Annotated in this window: 21 protein-coding genes and 1 tRNA gene (1 of these 22 running past the window's edge); 13 read left to right on the top strand and 9 right to left on the bottom strand. The window is 39.5% G+C overall.

Annotated elements, in window-relative coordinates; genetic code table 11:
• Together LDL79_RS10685 and LDL79_RS10680 are read right to left on the bottom strand one after the other, a co-directional pair.
• Complete coding sequence (locus tag LDL79_RS10685; RefSeq protein ID WP_072984352.1) at positions 1-1,413, bottom strand: peptide MFS transporter; 1,413 nt, start codon at positions 1,411-1,413, stop codon at positions 1-3.
• Positions 1,414-1,419: 6 nt separating this feature from the next.
• Positions 1,420-3,591: a S9 family peptidase gene (locus LDL79_RS10680; RefSeq protein WP_225597699.1), complete on the bottom strand. Its 2,172-nt coding sequence runs from the start codon at positions 3,589-3,591 to the stop codon at positions 1,420-1,422.
• 343 nt (positions 3,592-3,934) lie between these two features.
• Between LDL79_RS10680 and LDL79_RS10675 the strand changes: the two genes are divergently transcribed.
• Genes LDL79_RS10675 through LDL79_RS10665 form a run of 3 tightly spaced genes read left to right on the top strand, consistent with a single transcriptional unit; the run spans position 3,935 to position 7,329 of the window.
• On the top strand, positions 3,935-5,266 hold the full coding sequence (locus tag LDL79_RS10675; protein ID WP_225597698.1) for a hydroxymethylglutaryl-CoA reductase, degradative: 1,332 nt from the start codon (positions 3,935-3,937) through the stop codon (positions 5,264-5,266).
• A 58-nt stretch (positions 5,267-5,324) separates the two neighbouring features.
• Positions 5,325-6,410: a serine hydrolase domain-containing protein gene (locus LDL79_RS10670; protein ID WP_225597697.1), complete on the top strand. Its 1,086-nt coding sequence runs from the start codon at positions 5,325-5,327 to the stop codon at positions 6,408-6,410.
• A 1-nt stretch (position 6,411) separates the two neighbouring features.
• A complete protein-coding gene (locus LDL79_RS10665) occupies positions 6,412-7,329 on the top strand; it encodes a GYDIA family GHMP kinase (protein ID WP_225597696.1) in 918 nt (305 codons plus the stop codon).
• Between the two features lie 224 nt (positions 7,330-7,553).
• Here LDL79_RS10665 and LDL79_RS10660 read toward each other — a convergent pair whose 3' ends face one another.
• The 7 genes from LDL79_RS10660 to LDL79_RS10630 all read right to left on the bottom strand — a co-directional run bounded on the left by LDL79_RS10660 (position 7,554) and on the right by LDL79_RS10630 (position 15,253).
• Entirely contained in the window at positions 7,554-9,677 is a 2,124-nt protein-coding gene (locus tag LDL79_RS10660) for a peptidylprolyl isomerase (RefSeq protein WP_225597695.1), read from the bottom strand.
• Between the two features lie 105 nt (positions 9,678-9,782).
• Positions 9,783-11,069, bottom strand: a complete 1,287-nt coding sequence (locus LDL79_RS10655) for a hemolysin family protein (RefSeq protein WP_225597694.1) — start codon at positions 11,067-11,069, stop codon at positions 9,783-9,785.
• Positions 11,070-11,072: 3 nt separating this feature from the next.
• Entirely contained in the window at positions 11,073-11,267 is a 195-nt protein-coding gene (locus LDL79_RS10650; protein ID WP_072984364.1) for a hypothetical protein, read from the bottom strand.
• The gene (gene lptC, locus LDL79_RS10645; RefSeq protein WP_225597693.1) at positions 11,267-11,857 is read right to left on the bottom strand and encodes an LPS export ABC transporter periplasmic protein LptC; all 591 of its coding nucleotides are present in this window, start codon (positions 11,855-11,857) and stop codon (positions 11,267-11,269) included. The genes LDL79_RS10650 and lptC overlap by 1 nt, the downstream gene beginning before the upstream one ends.
• Positions 11,858-13,234, bottom strand: coding sequence for a tetratricopeptide repeat protein (locus LDL79_RS10640; RefSeq protein WP_225597692.1), 1,377 nt, complete (start codon positions 13,232-13,234; stop codon positions 11,858-11,860).
• A gap of 31 nt (positions 13,235-13,265) precedes the next feature.
• Positions 13,266-14,522 carry a BamG family beta-barrel-assembly machinery protein gene (locus LDL79_RS10635; RefSeq protein ID WP_225597691.1) on the bottom strand — a complete coding sequence of 419 codons (1,257 nt, stop codon included), beginning with the start codon at positions 14,520-14,522 and terminating at the stop codon, positions 13,266-13,268.
• Positions 14,522-15,253: a type III pantothenate kinase gene (locus LDL79_RS10630; protein WP_225597690.1), complete on the bottom strand. Its 732-nt coding sequence runs from the start codon at positions 15,251-15,253 to the stop codon at positions 14,522-14,524. Before LDL79_RS10630 ends, LDL79_RS10635 begins: the two co-directional genes overlap by 1 nt.
• Before the next feature lie 145 nt (positions 15,254-15,398).
• Here LDL79_RS10630 and LDL79_RS10625 point away from each other — a divergent pair.
• The 10 genes from LDL79_RS10625 to LDL79_RS10580 all read left to right on the top strand — a co-directional run.
• Positions 15,399-15,471, top strand: a tRNA-Phe gene (locus tag LDL79_RS10625).
• 277 nt (positions 15,472-15,748) lie between these two features.
• On the top strand, positions 15,749-16,591 hold the full coding sequence (locus tag LDL79_RS10620; protein WP_225597689.1) for an EcsC family protein: 843 nt from the start codon (positions 15,749-15,751) through the stop codon (positions 16,589-16,591).
• 174 nt (positions 16,592-16,765) lie between these two features.
• The gene (locus LDL79_RS10615; protein ID WP_225597688.1) at positions 16,766-18,124 is read left to right on the top strand and encodes a TolC family protein; all 1,359 of its coding nucleotides are present in this window, start codon (positions 16,766-16,768) and stop codon (positions 18,122-18,124) included.
• A gap of 4 nt (positions 18,125-18,128) precedes the next feature.
• Positions 18,129-19,334 (top strand): efflux RND transporter periplasmic adaptor subunit, encoded by a 1,206-nt coding sequence (locus tag LDL79_RS10610; RefSeq protein ID WP_225597687.1) that lies wholly within the window; start codon positions 18,129-18,131, stop codon positions 19,332-19,334.
• Positions 19,335-19,338: 4 nt separating this feature from the next.
• Positions 19,339-20,079 carry an ABC transporter ATP-binding protein gene (locus LDL79_RS10605; RefSeq protein WP_225597686.1) on the top strand — a complete coding sequence of 247 codons (741 nt, stop codon included), beginning with the start codon at positions 19,339-19,341 and terminating at the stop codon, positions 20,077-20,079.
• Position 20,080: 1 nt separating this feature from the next.
• Complete coding sequence (locus tag LDL79_RS10600) at positions 20,081-21,301, top strand: ABC transporter permease (RefSeq protein ID WP_072984379.1); 1,221 nt, start codon at positions 20,081-20,083, stop codon at positions 21,299-21,301.
• A 76-nt stretch (positions 21,302-21,377) separates the two neighbouring features.
• A complete protein-coding gene (locus tag LDL79_RS10595) occupies positions 21,378-22,412 on the top strand; it encodes a sensor histidine kinase (RefSeq protein WP_072984381.1) in 1,035 nt (344 codons plus the stop codon).
• Positions 22,409-23,149, top strand: coding sequence for a LytR/AlgR family response regulator transcription factor (locus LDL79_RS10590; RefSeq protein ID WP_167596163.1), 741 nt, complete (start codon positions 22,409-22,411; stop codon positions 23,147-23,149). The genes LDL79_RS10595 and LDL79_RS10590 overlap by 4 nt, the downstream gene beginning before the upstream one ends.
• Before the next feature lie 97 nt (positions 23,150-23,246).
• The gene (dinB, locus tag LDL79_RS10585) at positions 23,247-24,467 is read left to right on the top strand and encodes a DNA polymerase IV (RefSeq protein WP_225597685.1); all 1,221 of its coding nucleotides are present in this window, start codon (positions 23,247-23,249) and stop codon (positions 24,465-24,467) included.
• Between the two features lie 24 nt (positions 24,468-24,491).
• Positions 24,492-25,994: the 5' end (the start) of a DNA polymerase III subunit alpha gene (locus LDL79_RS10580; protein WP_225597684.1), read on the top strand. Its footprint extends 1,506 nt past the window's final position; 1,503 of the gene's 3,009 nt are visible here — the first part of the coding sequence; the start codon lies at positions 24,492-24,494; its stop codon lies beyond the right edge, outside the window.

Here is a 25,994-nt window from a genome sequence, read left to right as displayed (position 1 = left end):
TTAGTTAATATCAGGATCTGCGAGTTCGTACTCCTCTTGCTCCAGCATCTCACGCTCGTTATCTTCAGCACCGTGGGTAAGCTTTTCTAATTTCTTTCTAAAAACTAAAACCAGTAAAGCAAAAGCGATACAGAAAACTGCGATTCCGGTAAAAATGGTATACTCACCCAACTCAGAAGCAGACTCTCCTAAAAGTCCGGCTACTTTGTTACCAAAACCTGTCATTGCAAAATAAACGCCCATCATTATAGACGCATATTTTAAAGGCGCAAGTTTAGTAATGTATGAAAGCGCAACCGGCGAAAGACAAAGTTCTCCTACAGTATGGAATAAATAAGCCAATACCAACCAATACATTGCAGACGCTCCGTTGGCTTGAAATTGCGCAGAAGCCGCTGTCATAAAAAAGAATCCAGAACCCATAATTATAAGTCCCATTGTCATTTTAAATAGAGAGGTAGCAGTTTTTCCTTTGAGTTTACGCTTTGCCCAAAAACCAGCCACTGATGTTCCTAGCAAAATGATAAATAACGCATTTAAAGATTGAAACCAAGATGCAGGTACTTCATTACCGATAAATGGTAAAGCGAAAGAAAGCGTTCTATCTGTTTTTTCAGAAGCATAAATATTCATCAAACCACCGGCTTGCTCAAAAGCACCCCAAAAAACGATCACCATTAAGAAAGAAACTAATAAAACGATCACACGGTCTTTTTCAATTTTACTTAACGGGCGCTTACTCGCTGCAAGCTCTTCAGGATCTGTAGATGAACCTAAAAAGTTCCCTACGCGCTTGAGGTATTTCTGACCTAGCATATATTGCAAGAGCCCTAAAGCCATACCAATTCCTGCAAGACCAAAACCATAATGCCAGCCGTAAACTTCACCTACCGTACCAACTACCAAACTTGAGATAAAAGCACCCAAGTTGATTCCGATGTAGAAAATAGTAAATCCTTTATCCCGACGAATATCTCCTTGCTTATAAAGACCACCAACCATTGTAGAGATATTTGGCTTTAACATCCCAACTCCAGCGATAATCAAACCAAGCCCTGTGTAAAACGCCCACATTTGTTCAACCGCAAGAATACCGTGCCCGGCAACAAGAAGAATCCCCCCGTAAAGCACAGATTTTTTCTGACCTAAATATTTATCGGCGATCCAACCTCCCGGAATGGAAGAAACATAAACTAGCATTGTGTATGTACCATAAAGCGAAAGCGCTTCGGCATTGGTCCATCCTAAACCGGGATTTCCAGATGCTGTTTCTGCCACTAAATACAATACTAATATCGCCCGCATTCCATAATAGGAAAAGCGCTCCCACATTTCTGTGAAGAATAAAATATACAGTCCTACCGGATGCCCAAACAATTCTTTCTGTTTAGGAAGTTGTGCTGATTGTGCCATAAGTGCTTATAAATTTTCTTTAATGAAATTTGTCATTTTAGTATACAGATGCAGGCGCGTGTTGCCGCCATAAATCCCGTGATTTTTATCAGGATAGATCGCCCAGTCAAACTGCTTATTAGCTTGCACTAAAGCTTCGATCAAACGCATACTGTTTTGAACGTGTACGTTATCATCTGCACTACCGTGTACCAATAAAAACTTACCTTCTAACTTATCTACGTGAGAAAGCGGAGAGTTATTGTCATAGCCCGAAGCATTTTCCTGTGGCGTCGTCATATAACGCTCTGTATAAATCGAATCGTAAAATCTCCAGCTGGTTACCGGCGCAACAGCAATTGCCATTTTAAAGGTGTCTGCTCCTTGAAAAATACAGTTAGAAGCCATAAAACCACCGTAGCTCCATCCCCAAATGCCTATGCGATCTGCATCTACATAATCACGCTGGCCTAAGGCCTGCGCAGCAGCGATATGATCTTCAACCTCATATTTACCCAATTCTTTCTGGGTCATTTTCTTAAAGTCACGTCCTTTTAATCCGGTTCCTCGAGGGTCTACACAAACAATGATATAACCTTCTTGCGCGAGCATTTGAAACCAATATCCGTTTCCGGCGCTCCAGCTGTTTGCCACACTTTGCGATCCCGGCCCGGAATATTGGGTCATAAATACAGGATACTTTTTATTAGGATCAAAATCCTTCGGCTTGATCATATACGCATTAAGCTCTTCTCCATTTACGGGAAGCGTAAAGAATTCTTTTTCTGAAATTACATAGTCAGCAAATTGATCTTTTAAGGCTTGATTGTCTTTGATCTTGCGAACTACATCTCCATCTTCAGCATCATTTAACGTAAAGACATATGGCGTTTCGGCGTCAGAAAAGCTATTGATGAAATAGGTGAAATCTGTGCTGAAATTAGCCGAGTTGGTTCCCGCTTCTGCAGCAAGGGTTTCTTTTCCTTTTCCGTTTACTTTAATTGAATACACGCCGCGATTGATTGAACCGTTTTCTGAACTCTGATAAAATACGCGTTTACTTTTAGGGTCATAACCGTAGTAACTAGTCACTTCCCAAGGACCTTGAGTCACTTGGTTTTTTAACTTTCCGTTTTTATCATAAAGATAAATATGATTCCAGCCGTCTTTTTCGCTGGTCCAAATGAAATCATTATCCTCTAAAAAAGTAAGATTATCAGTTATATCAACATAAGCATCGTCTTTGTCTGAAAGGATGAGTTTGGCTTCTGCCGAAGTCCCGTCAACAAATAGAAGATTGATATCGTTTTGTTTGCGGTTTGTAGTTTGTACTGCTAGTACGTTTGCTTCCGGCGTCCACTCTAACCGCGGAATATAATAGTTTTGGAATCCACTTAAATCTACCGCTTTTGTTTCGGCTGAAGCTACATCGTAAATATGCAAACTTACAGTAGCGTTGGTTTCTCCGGCTTTTGGATACTTGAACGTATCTTTAGAAGGGTATAATTCATTTCCGAAGACATCCATTGAAAATTCAGGAACTTCGCTTTCATCAAATCGGATGAATGCGATTTTATCTCCGTCTGCATTCCAATCAAAAGCTCTAACAAACGCAAATTCTTCTTCATAAACCCAATCGGTGATCCCGTTGATTACTTTATTTTTAGCTCCGTCTGTAGTTACTTGCGTGGTCGTTCCGCTAGACAGATCTTTGATATAAATATTGTTATCACGGCCATAAGCTACTTTTGAAGCATCTGGCGAGAAAGTAGGCTCCTGAATAGCTTCTTCAGCAACCTGAACCAATTCTTTGGTCTCTAGATCATAAACGTAATAAACGCCTAATGATGAGCGGCGATAGATAGAGCGTAATTTTGTACTCAGTAAAGCTTTGCTCTCATCTGCACTCAGCGTGTAACCAATGAAATAATCCAGCCCGTCGATCTCGCTTGAATTGATCAAGGTATTTACTTTTTCACCGGTTTTATAACTATAAACATCTAGTGTTTTTGTTCCTGTGTTGCGGTCGGTATTGAGAACAGCATATTCTTTCCCGTTATTCATAGAATGCAGTCGGTCAAGATATTGCATTCTAAAGGTGCCGTCGTAAATTTCTTCTAGGGTGATATTCTTTTGCTGTGCAGTGACCACTCCCGCTACCAGCAATAATAGCAAAAGGGTAGTTTTTCTAATATTCATAGTTATTATATCGTAAAAAATAGACCGCCAATTTTACTAAAAATTAACTAAAGAACCGTCAATTTCGTTGTTAAATACGCAGTGATTTGCGTAAAATACTGCGTTGCTTTATCATTTTTATTACGGAAGACAATTGCCGTTTTTTAAATGGGTTTCACCAATTACCCTCTTTCTTAAGAATTTGGATTCTATTTTGATTTTGAAAATGCATTTCTTCAGCACTAACCTATTCAAAATACTATCTTTACCCGGCAACCTGAATTTTAGAATTTCTATTAAATTGCCTGTTGTCGCGTCACTTTCTAAAACAAAAGTTTGCTGACTTTCAATACTAATTTTTGCTATGCCACACACCATTCAAGGTTTTTCCCGATTGACCAAAGATGAAAAAATAGCTTGGTTAACTTCAAACTTCTTGTCATCTAACCCAAATGCTACTCAAATTTTAAAGCAATACTGGAATGATGATCAAAAACTGCAACAGCTGCACGATGAGTTTATAGAAAACACCATTTCTAACTATTATCTTCCGCTCGGCATTGCTCCTAACTTTATCATCAACAATAAGAGTTTTGCCATCCCCATGGCGATCGAAGAAAGTTCGGTGGTGGCAGCAGCGAGTAAAGCTGCAAAATTCTGGATGTCACGCGGCGGATTTAAAGCTGAAATATTAGGTACCGAAAAAATAGGTCAGGTTCATTTTACCTTTTCCGGAGATTCTAAAAAGATCAGTGCTTTTTTTGAAGACCATAAAGCGCAGATCATCGAAGATTTAAAACCGCATACGGAATCCATGGAGCGTCGCGGTGGAGGTCTGAAATCCCTTGAACTTATCAACAGAACCAATACGCTTGAGCATTATTACCAACTGCACGCTACGTTTGAAACACTTGATGCGATGGGCGCCAATTTTATCAATACGTGCCTAGAGCAGATCGCTGAAAGTTGGCAGCGTTTGTATAATGAAAAGGCTTCTTTTAAATCTGCTGATCAAGAGCTTGTGGTCATCATGAGCATTTTGAGCAATTATGTTCCCGGGTGTGTTGTACGCGCAGAAGTAAGCTGCCCGGTCTCTGAACTTTCAGAAGCAGATGGGATCGATCCACAGCTTTTTGCAAACAAATTTGTACAAGCTGTGCGCATTGCAGAAGTTGAGCCTTATCGCGCGGTAACACACAACAAAGGCATCATGAACGGCATCGACGCTGTAGTGCTCGCCACCGGCAATGATTTTAGAGCGATTGAGGCTGCTGCTCACGCTTACGCTGCCAAAGACGGAAGCTACTCCAGTTTAACCCACGCAACCATCGAAGACGGCATTTTTAAATTTTGGATTGAAATCCCATTGGCATTAGGTACTGTGGGCGGACTCACAAAATTACATCCTCTAGTGAAGTTGAATTTAGAAATGCTAGGCAACCCAAGCGCACCACAACTTATGGAAATCATTGCTGTAGCCGGTCTTGCGCAGAACTTTGGCGCTGTAAAATCCTTGACCACTACCGGGATCCAAAAAGGGCATATGAAAATGCATCTGATGAATATGCTCAATCAATTTGAAGCATCTGAGGAAGAAAAGAATCTGGCAATTCAACATTTTAAAACCAACAAAGTTACCTACAGCGCCGTAGGGAATCTTATAACCAACCTTCGAAAATCAGCACAAAACGCTTAAATTAAAGGTGGCAAAAGCGTTTCAATCAGTAATTTGAATTTGAGTTAAACCAAAATTTATGAAAAAGTCTGCACTCTTACTTTTAATGCTAATCAGCAGTTTTGGGTTTGCTCAGCAATTCACTGAAGCTTTTCAGTCTCAGGTCAAGAAAGCACAGCAAGCACATCAGATTCCGGCGATATCTGTTAATTTGATCACTCCAGATAGTATATTTTCATTTATAAACGGCAAAGTTAGGACTGCTAAAAAAGCTCGAATACCCCAAGACGCTAAATTTCATTTAGGGAGTAACTCTAAAGCCATCACCGCTTTTATCGCCAAGCATTTGAGTGAACAAGGAATTATTAACTGGGACACACGATTTTTTCAGTTATTTCCTGAATTAGAAAACAGCAGTAATCCCGCTTACCTAGATATCACGCTGGGTCAATTGCTGTCGCATAATGCAGGGATCAACGCCTATACTAAAGGTGCAGATCTGGAAAAATTCAATACTCTGAAAGGTTCAACAAGCGAAAAACGCTATGCGTTTACACAAGAAATTCTAAAAGAAAAACCTTCAGACCCCGGCACCTATTCTAACGCCGGCTATGTCCTTGCCGCACTTATGCTAGAGAAATCCACTGAAAAGCCGTTTAAAACTTTGCTTGATGAAACTATGAACGCTTTGGACTTAGATTATTTTGTAGGTTTCCCAAACAAAGAAAACGATACCAATCCATGGGGGCATATTAACTCAAAAGGCACGCTGACGGCATTAGGTCCTGATCACGAATATAAATTACCGGCGTATATGTCTAGCGCAGGAGATATTGCTATGAACAGTCAGGATTATGCTCGGTTTTTACAACTGCATCTTCAAGGACTTTTAGGAAAGGATAATTTTCTAGAAGCAGAGGTTTACCAAGAGTTGCATTTTGGACTTAACAACTATGCTTATGGCTGGGGAAATATTTCTAAAAACGGCCATCAGATAAGTTATCACGACGGAAGTGCCGGCACCTATTACTGCCACGTGGTGGTATTTCCTCATAAAGAGATTGCCGTAGCGATAATGGCCAATACAGCCACTAAAGATGCTGTAAATGCCATTTACACACTTCAAAAATCGATTTCTGATAATCCCGAAAATGTAACCGAATAATATGGCGCAACACTTTTATGGCCACGGAAAACTATTGATCACCGGCGAATACCTTGTACTTGATGGAGCATTGGCTCTTGCCATTCCTACTAAAAAAGGTCAGAAGTTAACGGTAGCCGAAGCTGAACAACCCGGTATCACCTGGGAAGGACTTAAAGAGTCTGGCGAGGTCTGGTTTACCTTTCATTTAGATTATGCATTATTTAAACAATCGCAACCAGCAGCGTCTGAAAATCCTGAAATTCGTTTACTGCAAATTCTACTTGTAGCTCAAAAATTGAATCCCGAATTTCTTAAAGAACAACCTTCTTTAAAAGTGACTACGCAATTGGAATTTCATCAAAAATGGGGATTAGGCAGTTCGTCGACTTTGATTTATATGCTTGCACAGTGGGCAGAAGTTGATGCTTATAAACTGCTCAAACTCACTTTTGGCGGAAGCGGGTATGATATTGCTTGCGCAGGAAATGACAGTCCAATTTTGTATCAACGCTCTGAGGGCGTTCCGCAGGTTTTTCAAACCAATTTTTATCCTGACTTTAGCGATCAGCTTTTCTTTGTTTATCTCAATAAAAAACAAAACAGCCGTGAAGCTATCGCCAATTACCGCAAGCAACCCGAAGCACGCAAAAAAGAGGCGATTCAGAAGGTTTCCGGTATTACCGAAACCTTATTGACCGTTGATAGTATTTTCAGCTTTAATGTGCTTATAGAAGCCCATGAACGCATCATTGCTTCTGTTTTGAATATCCCAACCGTAAAGCAAAACTTATTTCCTGATTTTAAAGGAAGCATTAAAAGTCTCGGTGCCTGGGGCGGTGATTTTATTTTAGCTACCGGTGGTCCTGAAGCGCAGGATTATTTTAGAGCCAAAGGCTATGAAACCATACTTAGCTTTGACGAAATGATATTCAGCTAAGGATGTCCATTCAGTCTAATTAATAGTCTGAAGACAAACTTTTGCAGCGCGATTATTCCTTTTAGAAGTACCCGTAAACCATCCCAGAGTAAGCCTGTAAGGCATTAGTTGGAAACAAATTTTCAATTTCGCGGCAAGCCTCGGAATATTAATCCTTTGGCGGCGCCAATAAAAAAAGCGCCACACAATTGTGCGGCGCTTTTATATTTTAAATAACGTTTCTACTAGTAAAAGTTAGAACGTTTATCTTCAATTTCTGAAGCATCTTTTAAAGCTTGTACTACGCGCATATTTACAGTAGCACGGTCAGCATTTTGCTTCTGAACCGCAAAACTTGCATAATTGTCTAGTTCACGCGCCGGAGTAATTTTAGTCACTTTAACCACATACACCCCGCGGTTTCCTTCAATAGGAGCAGAAACATTTCCTTCTTCTAAACCAAATGCTTTACCCACGACCTTAGGTTCTGTACCAGAACCAGCCAAAGTAGGGTTCTTAAGGTTTACACCAGGAGAAGTTTGAACGGTCACGTTATTTGCACTAGCGATAGCTGCTAAATCAGATCCTGAAATATTCTTCTTGATCTGCGCGGCTTTTTTCTGATTGCGCACGATAGGCGTCACACGTGGTGAAGCTTCATCCGCAGGTAAAAGACCTTTTTCTGTTTTCTTAGTAAGCTGTACCACAAGATAGCCTCCATCAACATTAAAACGCTCAACATCTCCAGTTTTACGCTCTTCATCAAATGCCCATCTGATGATTTCACGCTGACTTCCTTGTCCCGGTAACGTCTCATCAAGAGCCTTGATACTGTTTACAGGACGAACGTTATAACCTCCTTCTTTTGCCACATCTTCAAAACCATTTTTGTTTTCTGTGACTGCCATTTGAAATTTAGTAGTCTCGTTAAACACATTGTTAATGGTTTCTTGCGAAGGCTCAACAGCTTTAGTTACGGTCGCCAATTTAATTGCGCGCTGAACATTTTTTTGATCAGTAATACGAATTACGTGATACCCAAAACGTGATTCAACAACTCCAACATCTCCGGTTTTTCCATCGAAGATAAAATCGTTAAAAGGCTGTACAAAACGACCTTTAGTCGCGTAACCAAGATCTCCGCCTTTTTCTTTGCTTCCGTCTGCTGAATACTCAGGAGCTAATTCTGCAAGCTTTGAAGCATTTCCTTTTATCACCCCGGCAAGACTATCTGCAAGCGCTTTAGCTTCGGCTTTAGTGCGTGTTTGTGCACCCGCGTTTGCCAAACCTTGATAGGTAAGTAAAATATGTGAAGATTGTACCGAGTCAGGAATCTGAGACACTGCAACCACTTTTGAAATTTTAAAAGCAGCACCATCTTTATATGGCCCATATACATCACCTTCACTCAATGCCCAAAGTTCGTCTGAAGCATCTGCCGGCAATTCATTTTTGAACAAATACAGATCAGTATAGCGCTCGTCTGAATATTCGTTTACAAAATCTTCAGGATTTGTAGTATTTGCTAAACCTGCTACAGTATCGTTCGTTTTAGTAGCAGCTGTATACTCTACTCGGTTCTCAAGCAATTCAGATAAATTTGCTTTTACCGCTTCTTCATCATTTAAAGTAGGATCTTCATTAAACTTCACATAACGAATGTTACGCGCAGCTTCGGTTTGAAATTCGTTAGCGTGCTCTTTAATATATGCTGTAATTTCTTCTTTAGAAACAGTAACCTCTTCATCAGGAATTGAAGTGTAAGGCACTTGCACATATTCTAAATCCCGCAGGTTGTTTTCCATTTCAAAATCCATTTGACCTTCTTTAAAGCTTGTATTCAAACCAGCTTTGATCAAATCAAAATAAATTTGCTGCTGCTCATTCTTTGCCAGCTGCTGCTCGTAAGCCACCCACTGCTCATACATTTGCGGGTTAGTAGATTTTAACGTAGCTATATACTCTCTAAGTTTCTGCTCACTAAAAACACCATTCTCGTTTTGAAAATTAGGATCACTTTGCAAAGCTTCCTTAAGCAGATCATTTATACGATCACGCTCAATGCTTATACCTAACTCTTCGTATTGCTCATCAAGAATGATACGACGCACTTCTTGTTCCCAAGCTGCATTGACCGCCTGAGTATTGGTAATGTTGTTACCGTAACGCGCGGTCTGGTTATCTACTAATTGCGCAAATTCTTGCTGCTCGATATCTTCACCGTTCACAGAGCCTAAAATTCGCTGCGATTTATCTGTAGAAAAACCACCGTTTTTAAATACGTCTGCCAATACAAAAGCAAATAATGCTAAGGCGATGATCGCAATTAAAAATACAGAGCGCTGTCTAATTTTGTTTAAAACTGCCATTTCTTAAGTGTTTGTCAAATAGTGGGCGAAAATACCATTTTATATGAAAAAATAAAATCTAAAATCGCCAAAATAAAAAGTATTGTTAATGGAATTGAGAAGACCTTAATCGCTTTCTATGACGCGTACTTGCACCAGCTCGATCTTAGTGTTTGAAGTTTGTATGATATGAAATTGATAGCCTTCTATATCCACCACATCATTCTCTTCTGGAATTCCTTCGGTATGGTTAACAATGAGTCCGCCTAAAGTCTCATAATTCTCATCTTCGGGCAGCTCTAACTTATAAGCCTCATTGATATAATCAACCTCTAATCGCGCCGAAAATTTATACACACCTTCTGCAACTTCTTCTTCAATAAGCACAACGCTATCGTGCTCATCTTCGATCTCTCCAAAAAGTTCTTCTACAATATCCTCAACCGTCATCATCCCGCTTGTTCCGCCATACTCGTCAATCACAACCGCGATGCTCTTACGCTTCTTTATAAGAATATTCAGCACATCTTTAACCAGCATGGTTTCGGGCACAAAAATCACCGGACGCAAAATATCAGTTATGCTTTGTGGTTTTTTAAACAGTTCAAAGGAATGGACATACCCTACTATGTCGTCGATAGACTCCTGATAGATCAATATTTTTGAAAGTCCGGTCTCGGTAAACATCGCATTAAGCTCCGATAGCGATTCTTCTTTTTCGACCGCTACGATTTCGGTACGTGGAATCATCACCTCTCGGGATTTTACTTCGGAAAACTCTAGTGCATTCTGAAAAATCTGAATTTCAGAATCGAGTTCTTCATTAGTTTCTACCGACTCAATTTGCTCGGTGATATAATTCCCTAATTCTACTTTGGTAAACGCGAGTTGCACCTCATCTCCTTCCGTTTTAAAGAATTTTTTTAAAACCTTATCAGAAATCCAAATGATAAAGGAGGAGATAAAACTGAATGCTACGTAAAAAAGGTACGCAGGTACAGCAAATATTTTCAGAAGCGAATTAGCGTAAATCTGAAAGAATACCTTAGGAAGAAATTCGGCAGTAATAAGTACTAAGAGCGTTGAAATCAACGTTTGCGTCAACAAACTGAATTCTACAAAAAAATCAGTTAGCCACGGGTAACCAAAATTTGCACCTTCAATCCAGGATTGAAGAATTCCTCCCATATAATAGGCATACACTACTAGTGCGAGATTATTACCCACCAGCATAGTCGCAATAAACTTTGACGGTTTCTGAGTAAGCTTTGTAAGTACTTTTGCAATGAGATCGTTTTGCTTTTTTTCAATCTCAATATGAATTTTATTTGAAGAAACATACGCAATCTCCATCCCGGAAAAGAATGCAGACAAAATCAAGGAAATAATAATTATGAGAATATCAGTCTCCATTGATTAATTCTGATTGCGTTGCTCGTACTTCTTTCTAAACCTACGCTTGAAGAAATACATCCCTATGGCTACTGCCACAAAAAACAAGAATACATAGGCCTTATTAGGCTCTGTACTCCAAATTCTCACGGCTTCAAATAAAAAGAGCGCAGCAAAGAACAGGTAGGCGTATTCGAAGTATTTAAAGTATTTTGACATTATTGTATGCTGTCGTTAGGTGCCTCTGTTGCAGTTTCACTTACATACATTCGGCTTTGATTATCTAAAGATATAAAATTTTTAAAGTCTTCACTGCTATCAAAAAGATCCCCGTTATTATAAGAATCATCAGGAAATTTAATGGTGTAAGGTTTATCTGTAAACACCCATTTATTCTTTTGATCCCAAAACAATTGAGAAGCATCAAGTCTGGTAGAATCACTGGTAATCAACACCACATTTTTTCTAAGATCTATAAGATTTGTACGTTTATATCTAATCGCATAATCTGAAGTGATGTAGTTCTCCTTTTTATTATCATCTATAAAAGTCACCGCAACCCCTTCTGGGAATTCTTCGTACGGAAAGTCGACCAAACCATACTCGATGATCAACGGAGTTTTTAGCGTAGCCACAACCTTACCAGAATCTGTATATTTTAACAACACTCCCTCACCTTCTGCTGAAGGCCCTTCTGAGCGCTGATTGAATTTCTGAATCGCTTCAGTGTTGTTTCCGCAGCTAAAAAACAAAGTCACAGCAAATGCTGTGACTAAGTTTAAGATTATATGTCTTGAGTTTCTACTCACTTATAGACTAGGTACGGTTACACTACCGCCTACCCAACAGCTGAAAGAAATACGTTGTCCTGCATTTCCTTCACTAAAGATCATCTCTCTTGTAGGAGCAAGACCTCGGTAAGCAGCTGCTGTTTTATTAGCTGTATCTGCTAATGAAGGATCAATACGTCCTGCACGTGCAGCCATATCTGCAGCTAACCAGTAGATCGCTAATTTCTCAAAACGTGTGTTACCACAGTTGTTAGCACTTTTAGCGTACATATCTGCAATTCTTAAGTACACAATACCCATAGAAGGCTGAGCCGCTACCGCTTTCTGGTAGTATCCGCGAGCTCTACTATAGCTTGCTTTACCTCTAAAGTTTTCTGCAAGTCTGTAATATACTTTAGCTTTTTCAGCAGGATCATCTTGACGCTCTGCAGACTCCTCGTAGTATTGAAGTGCTTTTGCATCTTCACCACGTTGCTCAGCAAGACGACCTAAGTAGTATGAAGTTTTAGCTGAAGGCTCTAAAGTGTTTAACTGCTCAACAAGAGTAACAAATAATTCACTATCTGTACATTCTTTTGAGATCAAACGACCTGCTGCACCTCTTACCCAAGCAACATCATTTTTCTTAGCTTCATAATCTGCCTCATAAAAAGGAATCAAACGATCACAGTCTGCAAGCACTCCTAATTTCTGGTTAATACCAGCAGCAATTTTAGAATAGTTTGAAAGGTTTACTTCTGCAATTTGCTCCACTCTTTTCTCTTGTGAAGTTAACGCAGTACCTGCTTCATTTTTCTCTAAAATCTTCTGAAGACGCTCTGCATAATCATTCTGAACATCTGTGATCTTAGTTTGTAATGCATCGTAAAGATCAAATACTTCTTGTAATTCAATTTTACCTGCTTCTTGTAATTCAACAGCTAAGTTGAAATACACATAAAGTCCTTTAGCATTGTTGAAAGTCTCTTTATCAGTCTCCCAAGCCTCGTTAAACATTGCATATTGCTCTTCAGCAGTACCAATGTTATTCTCATTCATTACAAGTGCAACATCAGCAATATCATCACCTTCTTTTGCTTTGCTTGCAAAATGTGTTTTTTTCTCTTTATATAATTTCTTTAAATCAGCAAGAAATGCTTTCTGCTCTGCACCGGTAGAATTCTCGATTTTATGGTGAAGAATACGCTCTCCATATTGATAAAGTGCATAAGAAGTGGTTGGGCAATCTTTACGCAATTTCATGAAAGGCTCATAAGCCGCATCATAGTTTTTAACTTTTGCGTGTTCTGAAAAAATAGACATTGTGGTAATGCATTCTTCGGTTGCTTGAGCGCTCACGAAGTTTACAGCTCCCACAAGGGCTATAAAAAGTAATGTCAGTTTAGTTTTCATCATTGTAAGGTTTAAAAAAGCAATATTAAGAATTTTAGTTGTATTTGTTAGGAACAAACCACGGTCTAAGCGGGTTAAGCGATAAACTAAGACCAACTTTAAAAAAATCTTCTTTTACGAGACCGGCGGTTGTTGTTCCGCGTTGCCCATACTCAAAAGTGATGTTGGCATTACTGAATCCTCTTCCTAACGGTAACCCAAGTCCAAAAGATATGCCAAACTCATCAATAGACTGATTTTCTATTAATAATCCTGATTCTTCATAGCGCGCACCCACTCTATAGGTCACTCTATTCCAATAACTTGTAAGTGAATTATAATCAGGAACTAAATAACCTCCCAATCGATATTTAAATGAATCGTCATAAGAAGCATTTGCAATATTAAATGCTCTATTGGTCATTTTACTCGTTTCGGAAAACTCAATTTGACCACCGGCAAACCACTTATTTACTTGACCTGTACCTAAACCAAATGAGTATGCATTTGGATTAATAAACTCGGTATCTCCTACCGGGATATCCTGAGAATCCACCACGCCTATAACTGCATTATCTAAGCGCGAATAAATTACAGATTCTAAAGCTCGCTCATTTTCCAGCGTAAGGGTGGTTTCCGGCTGAAAGCTCGCAGAAGTGAAAATTTTATAATCTCTGGTCAGTGTTGTTTCAAACTGAGCGCCTAGGTTATAGGTAAACCCGCTTACATCAGACTCATTGATTTCGCGCACGCTATATTGCTGATCAACGTTAGCTTGAATACTCTCGTTTTTAATGCTTCCAAAATTATAGCTTCCTTCTGCACCAATTCTAAAGCCTTTAAACAACTCAACACCCGCAGCTAAATAAGCGCGATTGACTCCGCCTCTCCCGGTATATTGCGAGAGCGCTTCATCATCCCCTTCAAAAATCTCATAATCAACAGAAGTTTCTGGGATCAGACCAAAGCCAACACCTACTCTTTTTGACACAGGAAAAGCTAAAGATAAATAGTCTATGGTAGTAGAAGTGGTAGAACCTGTTTGATTATCAGATTCTAAATTCACTTCCCGATGACTTCCGGCAATGGTGAAGTTTGTGAGCTTAAGTGCACCATATCCGGCAGGGTTTCTAAAGTTAGTATGTATACTATCTCCTAGTATACTTAACCCTCCCATCGCTTGATTTTCTATTGACCCCTTAAAATTAGAGAGCCCCAAGCCATAAAATGAATACGGTGATGAATTTCCTTCCTGAGCAAATGCAGAAGTTGTAATGGTAATTAAAACAACTACTAATATTCTTTTTATCATTAATCTCTATTAAATTCTATTATATAATTCAGTCCTTCCAGGAGAAAATTAGAATGCGCAAAGATGCCATTTTTTAACCTACTAGACAAAAATAGCCCATCCCCTCCTGTTAAAATAATCGTTAATTGCTCATAATTTGATTGATACCAACGTATTACCCCTTCTATTTCGGCAATCAATCCATTAATCACACCAGATTGCATGGCACTTTCTGTATTCTTGCCAATCACCGGAACCTCAGCCTCAGGATACGTTACAAGCGGCAAACCTGCCGTAAACTCGTGCATCGCTTTAAAACGCATGTGTAATCCCGGAGCGATTGCACCTCCCTGATAAGCATCATAAGCATCTTTAAAATCATACGTCACACACGTACCGGCATCAATAACCAAAACATGGTTTCCTGAATACAACTTTTGAGCAGCAGCCACCAGAGCGATACGATCAACACCTAGTGTTTGTGGTGTCTCATAATCGTTTGCAAACGGCAGCGGTGTCTGTGACGACAAAACCTCAATTGAAAGACCTGCTTTTTTTACAAACGTGACAAAATCTTTTGAATTGCCCGTAGCGCAAAGCATTGCTTTATCAATGACATAGGTTTCCTGTAATTCAACCAGCTTTGTCTTAGCATCAGACACGCTTCCTGCCCAGGTTAGTTTTAACTCTGAATTTTGAAATACGCCATATTTTACGCGAGTATTTCCAAAATCTATAGCAAGATTGATCATATGTCAATTTTTTTTGCAAAAATACAAATACCTAATACCTCGCAATCATATAATTAGAAAAAGGAATAAAAATTATTAGCAGATTTTTTCATTTAACTGTTGTGCAATCTAAAAATTGATTTTATATTTGCAGCCGCTTTGGCGAGGTACCTTAGCTCAGTTGGTAGAGCAACGGACTGAAAATCCGTGTGTCCCTGGTTCGATTCCTGGAGGTACCACTTTTAGATTAGATAAGCCCTGTAAACACTAGCTTTACAGGGCTTTTTCTTTTTCAGGGTGCGAATAAGGGGACGAATGAATGCTATTTTTAGTAAAAAGATTATTTAATTTTTCGCTCTTTTTCAATTTTCCCAAAAGCCTGCCAACCATCTAAGGTATTACAAGCTGGCAGTGCCAATAAAAAATCTAAAGTTTCGTTTTAACTACATATTATCATCTTGATTCGCGCTTAATTTGTAAAGTGTATATTAGGCTTATAACTGTTGAATAACACCAATGACGCAACTCACTAAAACAGATAAAATTTCGCTAGAAGACCTAGCCCTCATCAAAAAATCCCGCAAAGACCTTGATGAGATTTCCTTTTTGATGCGCGCGCTCAATACCATTGGCACGCCTATAGATTCAGGATTAGAACTTTTACCAAAAAATCTTCAGAATAAGGTTAGTGATACGATTCAAAAAGCATTACAGTTAGCTGTAAAAGCCAATTTAAAAACGCTAAAACCCGAAAAGCGTAGCCTGCCTTCTTCTAATTTAACCTACAAACTCGCCACCGGAATTTCCGGAGCTACAGGTGGATTTTTTGGTGTGGCGGGTTTTACAGCAGATTTATTATTCTCTACTAAGTTTATGATGCGCTCCATTATGGATATCGCCCGAAGTCAAGGTGAAGATGTTCATAGTATCGATACTCAGCTAGCCTGTTTACAAGTCTTCGCGCTAGGCGGAACTTCTGAACACGATGACGAACTCGACACCAGCTATTATGCGACGCGAGCCGCACTACACACCACGATGAATCAAGCCAGCGCTTACATTGCCGAAAACGGCACTAAAAAGATTATAGAAACGATCACTGCTCAAACAGCAGCTCCTATTGCAAAACTCATCAATCAGGTTGCGGCGCGTTTTAGTGTACAAGTAGGTGAAAAATTTGCCGCTCAGGCCATCCCTGTTATCGGGGCTGCCGCTGGCGCTTCAATCAATGTTTTATTCATCTCGCATTTTCAGAAAATGGCAACTGCACATTTTACGTTGAGACGCTTAGAACGTAAATACTCTAAAGCCCTCATTCAGGAAACCTATGAAAACCTGAATTTAAATCAAATAGCTTAGCCCTATTTTACAGCTCAGGCATACTCTGTTTTTGCATAATTCTTCAGTTAACTAAAAAATAACTTCTATAAAACAACGGGATTCGTCTAGAGAATCGCGCTCAACTTCTATTACGTAGTGTAAAACTGCTTTAAACTCAGGTATTTTGGACTATCATTTTTAATGAATAGCCAAATGAAAAAATACCTCATCATACTAATTGTATTGTTTCCGCTGCTGTCAAAAGCTCAAGAAAAGCTTGAAGCAATTCAGCAGAAACTTACAGAAACAGATCCTGATCAAGTTACCTGGTCATTGCAAGATTGTATTGATTATGCTGCTCTGAACAACCTTACGGTTCTAGACGCCCAATTAGATGCAAGCAGTGCCGCGGTAAACTACAAGCAATCAAAACAACAACGATTACCCAATCTTACCGGTAGCGCATCTGAATCTTACAGTCGCGGTTACAGCATTGATCCCATTACCAGCAACTATGTAAATCAGGATATCTTTAGCACAAGCACCTCTTTAAATACTTCAATCACATTATTTCAAGGTTCACAACTGAATAATCAAATTGATCAAAACGCGCTGTTGCTTGATCAAAGTGCGCTCTTTATTGAGGAAGCTAAAAACAATATCACATTAAGTCTTACCGAAGCCTATCTTCAAGCCTTATACTATAAAGAAGCAATTGCTGTTGCAAAGAATACATTAGCAGGTTCGCAACAAGAATCAAAAATTGCTAAATCACGTTATGATGCGGGAGCGATCGCTAAAAAAGATTATTCTGACGCTTTATCTCAGGAAGCTTCTAATAATTACGAATTGATTCAAGCACAAAACAGTTATGAGGCTCAATTGCTGCTGTTACGACAATTGCTAGAACTTGAGCCTGAGACCACCTTTGATATCGTTGATCCTGATATTGATTATAACGGCAGTACACTCCTACTAGACAAGGTAGACGTCTATCACAATGCTTTAAATACCCTTCCGGAAATTGCCGCTAGCAAACTAGATATTGACATTTCAGAAAAAGATCTTGAAATCGCAAAAGGCGCCTATCTCCCAACACTATCCTTGACAGGCAGTTTAGGTAGCGGATATACCAGCATACAGGATATGAGTTTTACAGATCAGTTTGATATTAATTTCAACCAGCGTCTGGGACTTTCTTTAAGTGTGCCCATTTTCAATAGAGGCCAGACTAAAGCCAACGTACAAAACGCCAAAATCAATATTGAAAAAGCAAACATCGCCTTGCGTACTCAAGAAAAAGAACTTTATAATAAAGTAGAGACCGCGTGGAGAAATGCCCGCTCTTCTCAAGAACAGTTGCTCGCCGCTGAGGCCGCCCGAAATGCAGCAAAAGACTCTTACGAACTTGCTCAAAAACAATATGAAGTAGGCGCCATCAATACCACAGACTTGGTGCTTACCCAAAACACATACAGCAATGCTGAGCAAAATTACATTCAAGCCAAGTATCTGGGAATCCTTTATGCGCAGCTGCTTCAATTTTATCAAGGAAACGAAATCAAACTTTAATTAGATGAAAACAACACAGTCAAAAATAATTCTTGCCGTTATACTGGTTTGCGTTATCGCAGGGGTAGGCTATGCCTTCTTCGGAGCAGATTCAGGCACAACCATTACCGCCGAAACCACAACGGTAACCAAAGGAAAAGTAACCACTATGGTTACCGCAACCGGTACCATAGAACCTCTTACTGAAGTTGAAGTAGGTACTCAAGTATCAGGCGAAGTAGAGAAGATCTATGTAGATTATAACAGTACAGTCACTAAAGGTCAACTCCTTGCCGAGTTAGACAAAACCAATTTAATAGCAGCCCTTCAGCAAGCAAATGCTTCTTATTCTAATGCGGTAACTCAGCGCAATTATTATAATAAAATCTACTCAAGACAGAAAAAACTCTACAAAGAAGAGGTCATCAGTCAGGCAGATTTTGATGATGCGGAATACAATTTCAACAACTCCAAAATTTCGGTTACTCAAGCACTTTCTGATTTGCAGGAAGCAAAAACCAACTTGAGTTATGCAGATATTTATTCACCTATTGACGGCGTGGTACTTTCTAAAGAGGTTGACGAAGGGCAAACGGTAGCGGCCAGCTTTGAAACTCCTACTTTGTTTACCATCGCAAAAGACCTTAAAGAAATGCAGGTTGAAGCAGATGTAGATGAAGCAGATATAGGCAATGTTGCCGAAGGACAGCGCGTAAGTTTTACAGTAGATGCTTATCAAGGCGAGACATTTACGGGTACGGTTACGCAGGTGCGCCTAGATCCTACCGAAGAAGAAAGCGTGATTACCTACACAGTAGTCATAAAAGCAGACAACCCGGATCTTAAACTCAAACCGGGACTTACTGCAACCGTTTCGATCTACACGCTAGAACTTGATGATGTATTGACTACGGAAGCTAAAGCGGTAAACTTCAATCCAGCTCTAAATGAGATCAACACTTACTACAAACAACAGGGAATAGATAAAACCATCTCCGAAATCCCTAAAGTTTCCGAAGGAAAAAGTAGAGTTTGGCAATATGCCGCTGATGGTTCACTAAAACCGGTAGAAGTTACTTTAGGTGCAAGCGACGGAATCAATATCGAGGTTAAATCTGGTTTGCAAGCCGGTACTAAACTGGTGTATAATTTAAAAACAATTACAGCTTCAGAAAGCGGCGCAGAAGACAGTAGTAGCCCTTTTATGCCAAAACCTCCCGGAAAAAAGTAAAATCATGAGTAAAACGATCATAGACATAGATACACTGAAACGCGAATTTATTATGGGTACCGAAACCGTTCACGCACTTAAAGGCATTTCGTATGCTATAAAAGAAGGTGAGTTTGTAACCATAATGGGGTCAAGCGGTAGCGGCAAAAGTACAATGCTCAATATTCTGGGCTGTCTTGACCAGCCTACTTCGGGGAGTTATAAAATTGATCAAGTTGCCGTAAATGCATTAAGCCGAAACGAACTCGCGCAAATACGCAACGAGAAAATAGGTTTTATCTTTCAATCGTATAATTTATTACCTAGAACTTCAGCTATTGAAAATGCAGAGCTTCCGCTTTTATACAACAGTAAGGTTTCTTCTGAAGAACGCAGAAAACGCGCAATTGACGCTTTAAATCTTGTGGGATTAGGCGAGCGCCTAGATCATACCCCAGCACAACTTTCTGGAGGGCAACAACAGCGTGTAGCGATTGCCAGATCACTGGTAAATGATCCCGTGGTGATTCTAGCAGATGAAGCCACCGGAAACTTAGACACTAGAACTTCTTACGAGATCATGGCGCTTTTTCAAGACTTAAACCGAAAAGGCAAAACCATTGTGTTTGTAACGCATGAAGATGATATCGCACGCTTCAGTAATCGCACCATCATTTTAAAAGACGGCACTATCATTTCAGATAAAATCAACGAAGACATTCTAGACGCAGTCCAAGAGCTTGCAGCGCTTCCTAAAGAAAATTGATATGAGAATTTTAAACTTATTAAAGATCGCCTGGCGCGCTATCAAACTGAATAAGATGCGCACTTTTTTGACGATGTTGGGGATTATAATTGGTGTTGCTTCAGTTATTGCGATGCTTGCTGTGGGAGAAGGTTCTACACAAAGTATAAAAACTCAAATATCAAGCATGGGGTCTAATATGATCACGATACGTCCCGGCGCAGGAATGCAGGGCGGTGTGCGTACTGATCCCGGCGAAATGCAAAGTCTTAAGCTCGAAGATTATGAGAGCCTTAGAGATCAAGCGACTTTGCTCACCGCGATTTCGCCTCAAGTTTCCGGCAGTGGTCAAGTGATTAGCGGTGCTAATAACTGGCCGTCTTCTATTTATGGGGTGACTCCGGAGTATCTTGACATTCGCGTACTTGAGCTGGCAGAAGGCAGTATGTTTACTTCCGCTGAAGTTAAATCTGCCGCTAAAGTTGCCGTGATAGGCCAGACCATTGTTGAGAACATTTTTCCTGATGGAGAGAGCCCTATTGGTAAAATGATTCGGTTTAATAAAATCCCTTTTAAAGTCATTGGGGTTCTTGAGCCTAAAGGCGAAAATACCTTTGGGCAAGATCAAGATGATATTATTCTGGCGCCGTATACTGCTGTTCAAAAGCGTATTTTGGCCATAGATTATTTACAATCTATTGTTGCTTCGGCAGTAAATGAAGAGCAGGCGCCAGATGCCGTTGAAGAGGTTTCGGCTATTCTTAGAGAAAACCACCAGATCACCAATCCGCAAGAAGATGATTTCAATGTTTTTTCTATGGAAGAGTTAATCACCGCACTGAGTTCTACGAGCGAAATTCTCACCGTACTTTTGGTAGCCATCGCCGGTATCTCATTATTAATTGGCGGAATCGGGATTATGAATATTATGTATGTTTCGGTTAAAGAGCGTACACGCGAGATTGGACTAAGAATGGCGGTAGGCGGTAAGGGAGCTGATATTTTAATTCAATTTTTGATCGAAGCTATTCTTATAAGCATCACCGGCGGAATTTTAGGGGTGCTTCTAGGCATCAGCGCAACTTTGATCATTCAGAATGTGTTTAACTGGCCTACTATTGTAACTTTATATTCTGTGATCATCTCTTTTGCAGTATGTGCCATCACCGGAATATTCTTTGGTTGGTATCCGGCGCGCAAAGCAGCTGCTCTAGACCCTATTGTGGCCTTACGTTACGAATAACTTTTAATTTCAAAACATCCCGGTAGCTATCGGGACGGAATGTTAAACCCTTTGGCGGAGCCAATAAAAAACAAGTATGCATTTCACAAGAAACAAACGAATTCTAATCTTACTGCACCTTATGGTGTGGGCGGCTCTGTTTTTTACGCCCTATTTTTTAGCGGGTGGTCAAGTAGAATTGTCGCCGGTAGCTATGAATACCTGGGTGCCTTTAGGTTTGTATGCAGTTATTTTTTATCTGAATTATTTATACTTGATCAATGCGTTTCTGTTTAAGAAAAAGAACACTGTTTTTATCCTCATCAATCTGGTTCTCATTGGTCTTTTAGCGTTTTTAAATTATGAGCTTAAAGAAATGTATCTTGAGCATATTCTCGCCAAGAACAAGACCATAGAGCGCCCACCTCACGAGGGTTTATTCATTTATTTAAACAGTATCACTTTTGTGGTTCCGTTAGTTTTTGCACTAGCATTTAAAACTATTGAAAAGTGGAAAAAAGACGAGACCCGCACGCAAGAAGCTGAAAAGATCAAGCTTGAATCAGAACTGCAGTATTTACGCTACCAGCTTCAGCCGCATTTCTTTTTTAATTCGTTAAACAATATTTATTCGCTTGTAGATATTGCTCCAGACCAAGCAAAAGAAACCATTCACAGCTTGAGTAAATTAATGCGTTACCTGCTTTATGAAACCGCTACCGAGTATGTACCGCTTCAGAAAGAAATAGATTTTTTAAAAACCTATATCGAGTTGATGAAACTGCGGTTTTCTAGCAATGTCATCGTTAATTATAGTTTTCCTACAGTTTCCGGCGACGTAAGAATAGCGCCACTGCTAATCATCACACTTATCGAGAACGCATTTAAACACGGGATCTCATCAACTGAATTATCACGCATTGATTTTAAAATCAGTGTAGAAGAAGAAACTATTAAATTTGTTTCGGTTAACAATTATTACCCTAAAGATGCCACAGATCAGAGTGGTTCTGGCATAGGATTGCTTAACTTAGATAAACGTTTACAATTAATTTACGGTAATGATCACAAGCTCAAAATAGATGTGCAAAATGATTTATTTATCTCTAAGCTCAACATTCCTGTTAGATGAGTATTTCTCAAGAACCTAAACTTTCCTGTATTGTTGTTGATGATGAGCCTATGGCGCTCAATCTTATAGAAAGTTATGTTCAAAAAACACCCTTTCTTGATCTAAAAGGAAAATGCAGTAGCGCCATTCAAGCGCTTAAAATTCTGAATACAGAACAAATAGATCTTATTTTTTTAGACATACAGATGCCCGATCTAACGGGCATTGAATTATCTAAAACGCTTAGCAAAACCACGCGTGTTATTTTTACAACAGCTTTTGATAGTTATGCCTTGCAAGGCTATAAAGTAGATGCGCTAGACTATCTTTTAAAACCCTTTAATTACACCGAATTCCTACTAGCGGCAAACAAAGCGCTATCGTGGTTTAAGTTAGTTAGCACGGCTACTGACACTACCACCACACCACCTAAAAAATACCTTTTTGTAAAATCTGAATATAAACAGGTAAAATTAGAACTCGACGACATCCTTTATTTTGAGGGTTTAAAAGACTACATAAAGATTTACCTCGCGAGTCAGTCAAAACCGGTGCTCACCCTAAAAAGTCTAAAAGCTTTAGAACAAGAGTTGCCGTCTAACTTTATGCGCATACATCGCTCATTTATTATTTCGTTAGATAAAATTGATGAAATAGAACGCAGTCAAGTTATCATTTCAGGAAAACGCATAACTGTTTCTGAAGGCTACAAAGAAGCCTTTCAAAATTATATTTCTGACAATTCTATACAATCCTAGACCAGACAAGGCCGCATAAGTTTTAACATCAAATAAAATTTGAGATTTTCACTTATTAGGAATATTTCCATAATTTTGTATTTATTCCTAATAAATTATGAATCGAAATATTTTACATCTCGACCTTGATACTTTTTTCGTTTCATGCGAACGAAGATTAAACAGCAAACTTATAGGCAAACCAGTGATTGTAGGTGGTACCGGCGATCGTGGTGTGGTGAGCGCTGCCAGCTATGAGTGTCGTGCTTATGGCGTACACTCTGGTATGGCGATGCGCATGGCGCGACAGCTTTGTCCACACGCCACCTACATACGCGGTAACGCAAGTGTTTATACCAAATTCTCTAAAATGGTAACCGATATTTTACAGGAACAAGTTCCGGTTTTAGAAAAATCAAGTGTAGACGAGTTTTACGCAGATCTTACCGGGATGGATCGGTTTTTTGGTTGCTATAAATTTGCTAAAGAGCTTAGAACTAAAATTATTAGAGAAACAGGCTTGCCTATTTCCTTTGGTCTTTCAGTGAATAAAACCGTCTCAAAAGTCGCTACAAATGAGGCTAAGCCAGACAGCCAACTAAAGGTTGATGCTGGTTTTGAGAAAATCTTTCTCGAGCCACTTTCTATCAGAAAAATTCCTATGGTGGGCGAAAAAACTTTTAGAACGTTTTGTAATCTGGGCGTTAAAAAAGTAGGACTGGTACAGCAAATGCCGGTAGAAATGATGGTTTCTGTTTTTGGCAAAAACGGAAGAGTCATCTGGGAACGTGCAAATGGTATTGACCGCACACCTATTGTGCAATACCACGAGCGCAAATCGATCTCTAGTGAGCGTACGTATGGTAGAGACACCACAGATCTCATAAAACTCAAAACAACCATACGTGCAATGGCCGAAAATCTGGCCTTTCAATTGCGTGCAGGCAATAAATTGACTTCCTGCATTACGGTAAAAGTGAGATATTCAGATTTTCAGACCTATTCAAAACAACTTAAGGTTCCGTATACCGCCGCAGATCACAACTTGATTCCGCAGGTCTTAGAGCTTTTTGAAAAACTTTATAACCGCAGACTGCTCATACGATTAGTTGGTGTGCGCTATAGCGGCTTGACCGAAGGACACTACCAGATAGATCTTTTTGAAAACACTAGCCGCACCGTCAATCTCTATAAAGCGATGGATGCGATACGCCTGCGTTACGGAGACCGCAGTATTATGCGCGCTGCAACGCTGGGCGAAGGTTCGCGCACCATTGGTGGACAAGGCAATCCGTTTAATGGGCAACCGCCTATTGTTTTAGCACACAGACATCAGTAGCATTTACAGCAACCTTAGTATTTTATGTATTTAAATTGTCACTCTTTTTTCAGTTTACGTTACGGCACTCTTTCTGAGGTGCAGTTGCTTGATCTTGCGGTAGATTATAAGCTGGACACTATTGCACTTACTGATATTAATAGTACTTCTGCCGGACTCAATTTTGTACGCAAAGCGAAAGAAAAAAAAGTCAAGCCTGTGCTAGGTGTAGATTTTAGAAACGGAATCGAACAGTGCTATGTATGCCTTGCTAAAAACAACGAAGGCTATCTTGAACTCAATAATTTCTTAGCACAACACCTTCATAACAAAACTAATTTCCCCGAAACAGCTCCAGCTTTTAAAAATGCGTTCACCATTTATGCTTTTGAACGCGCGCTTGAATTAGACAAAACCCATTTCAGTGAAAATGAGTTTATAGGTATTGGTATTCACGATTTAAACAAGCTACGCTTTTCTCAATACAGCACTTATCACGACAAATTGGTCTTGTTGCTTCCGGTGAGTTTTAATTCTAAAAGAGATTTTAATGCGCACCGGTTACTGCGTGCCATAGATCTGAATTGTCTGCTGAGTAAACTCCCAAAAGAAGCACAGGCCTTACCTGATGAGTTAATGTTTGATCCAAAAAAGATAAAAAATCTATTTGAAGAGTTTCCGCAGATTCTATTAAACACTCAAGCGTTATTAAAGCAATGCAGCATCGATTTTAAATTTGCTAAAGAGCGTGAAAATCAAAATTTAAAAACTGTTTTTGGCAGCGAACAAAAAGACTACAAACATCTTTTAGCACTTTGTGAAAAAGGTTTAAAAGAGCGTTACGATGAGATCACACCTAAAATTAGGGAGCGACTAGAACGAGAGCTTACGCTTATCAAGAAAAAAGACTTTGTTTCTTTTTTCCTGATCAATTGGAAGATCATTGAATACGCCCGAAGTCAAGATTATTTTTATGTAGGTCGCGGTAGCGGTGCGAACAGTATTGTAGCTTATTTGTTACGCATAACTGATGTGGACCCTATAGAATTAGATCTATATTTTGAGCGCTTTTTAAATGAATATAGAAGTAGTCCGCCTGATTTTGACATCGACTTTTCTACTTGGGATCGCGAGGATGTAACGGCTTATATTTTTAAAGAATTCGGAAAAAACAATCAAGTTGCTTTACTGGGCTCGTATGTCACTTTTAAACATAGCGGAGCCGTACGCGAACTGGGCAAAGTTTTTGGACTCCCTAAAACCGAAATAGATAAGTTGAGTAGCGGTCAGTTTAATGTTTCAGACTTAGATTCGATCGCGCAGCTCATCCTTAAATATGCGGCTTATTTTCATAAAAAGCCTAATTATCTCAGCATTCATGCCGGCGGAATTTTAATTTCAGATAGACCTATTCATTACTTTTCTGCGACGCATTTACCGCCTAAAGATTTTCCAACAGTACAATTTGATATGCATATTGCTGAAGATGTAGGTCTGTGTAAGTTTGATATTTTAGGGCAGCGCGGTTTGGGTAAGATCAAAGACGCA

It is taken from the genome of Leeuwenhoekiella palythoae (assembly GCF_020310025.1).
GTDB lineage: Bacteria > Bacteroidota > Bacteroidia > Flavobacteriales > Flavobacteriaceae > Leeuwenhoekiella > Leeuwenhoekiella palythoae.
Note: the sequence above shows the minus strand (reverse complement) of the source record. Positions and strands in the feature narration are given on the sequence as shown.

Excerpts from the sequence above, each read along its gene's own strand:
- LDL79_RS10685 (WP_072984352.1), bottom strand. The coding sequence starts at position 1,413 with ATGGCACAATCAGCACAACTTCCTAAACAGAAAGAATTGTTTGGGCAT.
- LDL79_RS10680 (WP_225597699.1), bottom strand. The coding sequence starts at position 3,591 with ATGAATATTAGAAAAACTACCCTTTTGCTATTATTGCTGGTAGCGGGA.
- LDL79_RS10675 (WP_225597698.1), top strand. The coding sequence starts at position 3,935 with ATGCCACACACCATTCAAGGTTTTTCCCGATTGACCAAAGATGAAAAA.
- LDL79_RS10670 (WP_225597697.1), top strand. The coding sequence starts at position 5,325 with ATGAAAAAGTCTGCACTCTTACTTTTAATGCTAATCAGCAGTTTTGGG.
- LDL79_RS10665 (WP_225597696.1), top strand. The coding sequence starts at position 6,412 with ATGGCGCAACACTTTTATGGCCACGGAAAACTATTGATCACCGGCGAA.
- LDL79_RS10660 (WP_225597695.1), bottom strand. The coding sequence starts at position 9,677 with ATGGCAGTTTTAAACAAAATTAGACAGCGCTCTGTATTTTTAATTGCG.
- LDL79_RS10655 (WP_225597694.1), bottom strand. The coding sequence starts at position 11,069 with ATGGAGACTGATATTCTCATAATTATTATTTCCTTGATTTTGTCTGCA.
- LDL79_RS10650 (WP_072984364.1), bottom strand. The coding sequence starts at position 11,267 with ATGTCAAAATACTTTAAATACTTCGAATACGCCTACCTGTTCTTTGCT.
- LDL79_RS10640 (WP_225597692.1), bottom strand. The coding sequence starts at position 13,234 with ATGATGAAAACTAAACTGACATTACTTTTTATAGCCCTTGTGGGAGCT.
- LDL79_RS10635 (WP_225597691.1), bottom strand. The coding sequence starts at position 14,522 with ATGATAAAAAGAATATTAGTAGTTGTTTTAATTACCATTACAACTTCT.
- LDL79_RS10630 (WP_225597690.1), bottom strand. The coding sequence starts at position 15,253 with ATGATCAATCTTGCTATAGATTTTGGAAATACTCGCGTAAAATATGGC.
- LDL79_RS10620 (WP_225597689.1), top strand. The coding sequence starts at position 15,749 with ATGACGCAACTCACTAAAACAGATAAAATTTCGCTAGAAGACCTAGCC.
- LDL79_RS10615 (WP_225597688.1), top strand. The coding sequence starts at position 16,766 with ATGAAAAAATACCTCATCATACTAATTGTATTGTTTCCGCTGCTGTCA.
- LDL79_RS10610 (WP_225597687.1), top strand. The coding sequence starts at position 18,129 with ATGAAAACAACACAGTCAAAAATAATTCTTGCCGTTATACTGGTTTGC.
- LDL79_RS10605 (WP_225597686.1), top strand. The coding sequence starts at position 19,339 with ATGAGTAAAACGATCATAGACATAGATACACTGAAACGCGAATTTATT.
- LDL79_RS10600 (WP_072984379.1), top strand. The coding sequence starts at position 20,081 with ATGAGAATTTTAAACTTATTAAAGATCGCCTGGCGCGCTATCAAACTG.
- LDL79_RS10595 (WP_072984381.1), top strand. The coding sequence starts at position 21,378 with ATGCATTTCACAAGAAACAAACGAATTCTAATCTTACTGCACCTTATG.
- LDL79_RS10590 (WP_167596163.1), top strand. The coding sequence starts at position 22,409 with ATGAGTATTTCTCAAGAACCTAAACTTTCCTGTATTGTTGTTGATGAT.
- dinB (WP_225597685.1), top strand. The coding sequence starts at position 23,247 with ATGAATCGAAATATTTTACATCTCGACCTTGATACTTTTTTCGTTTCA.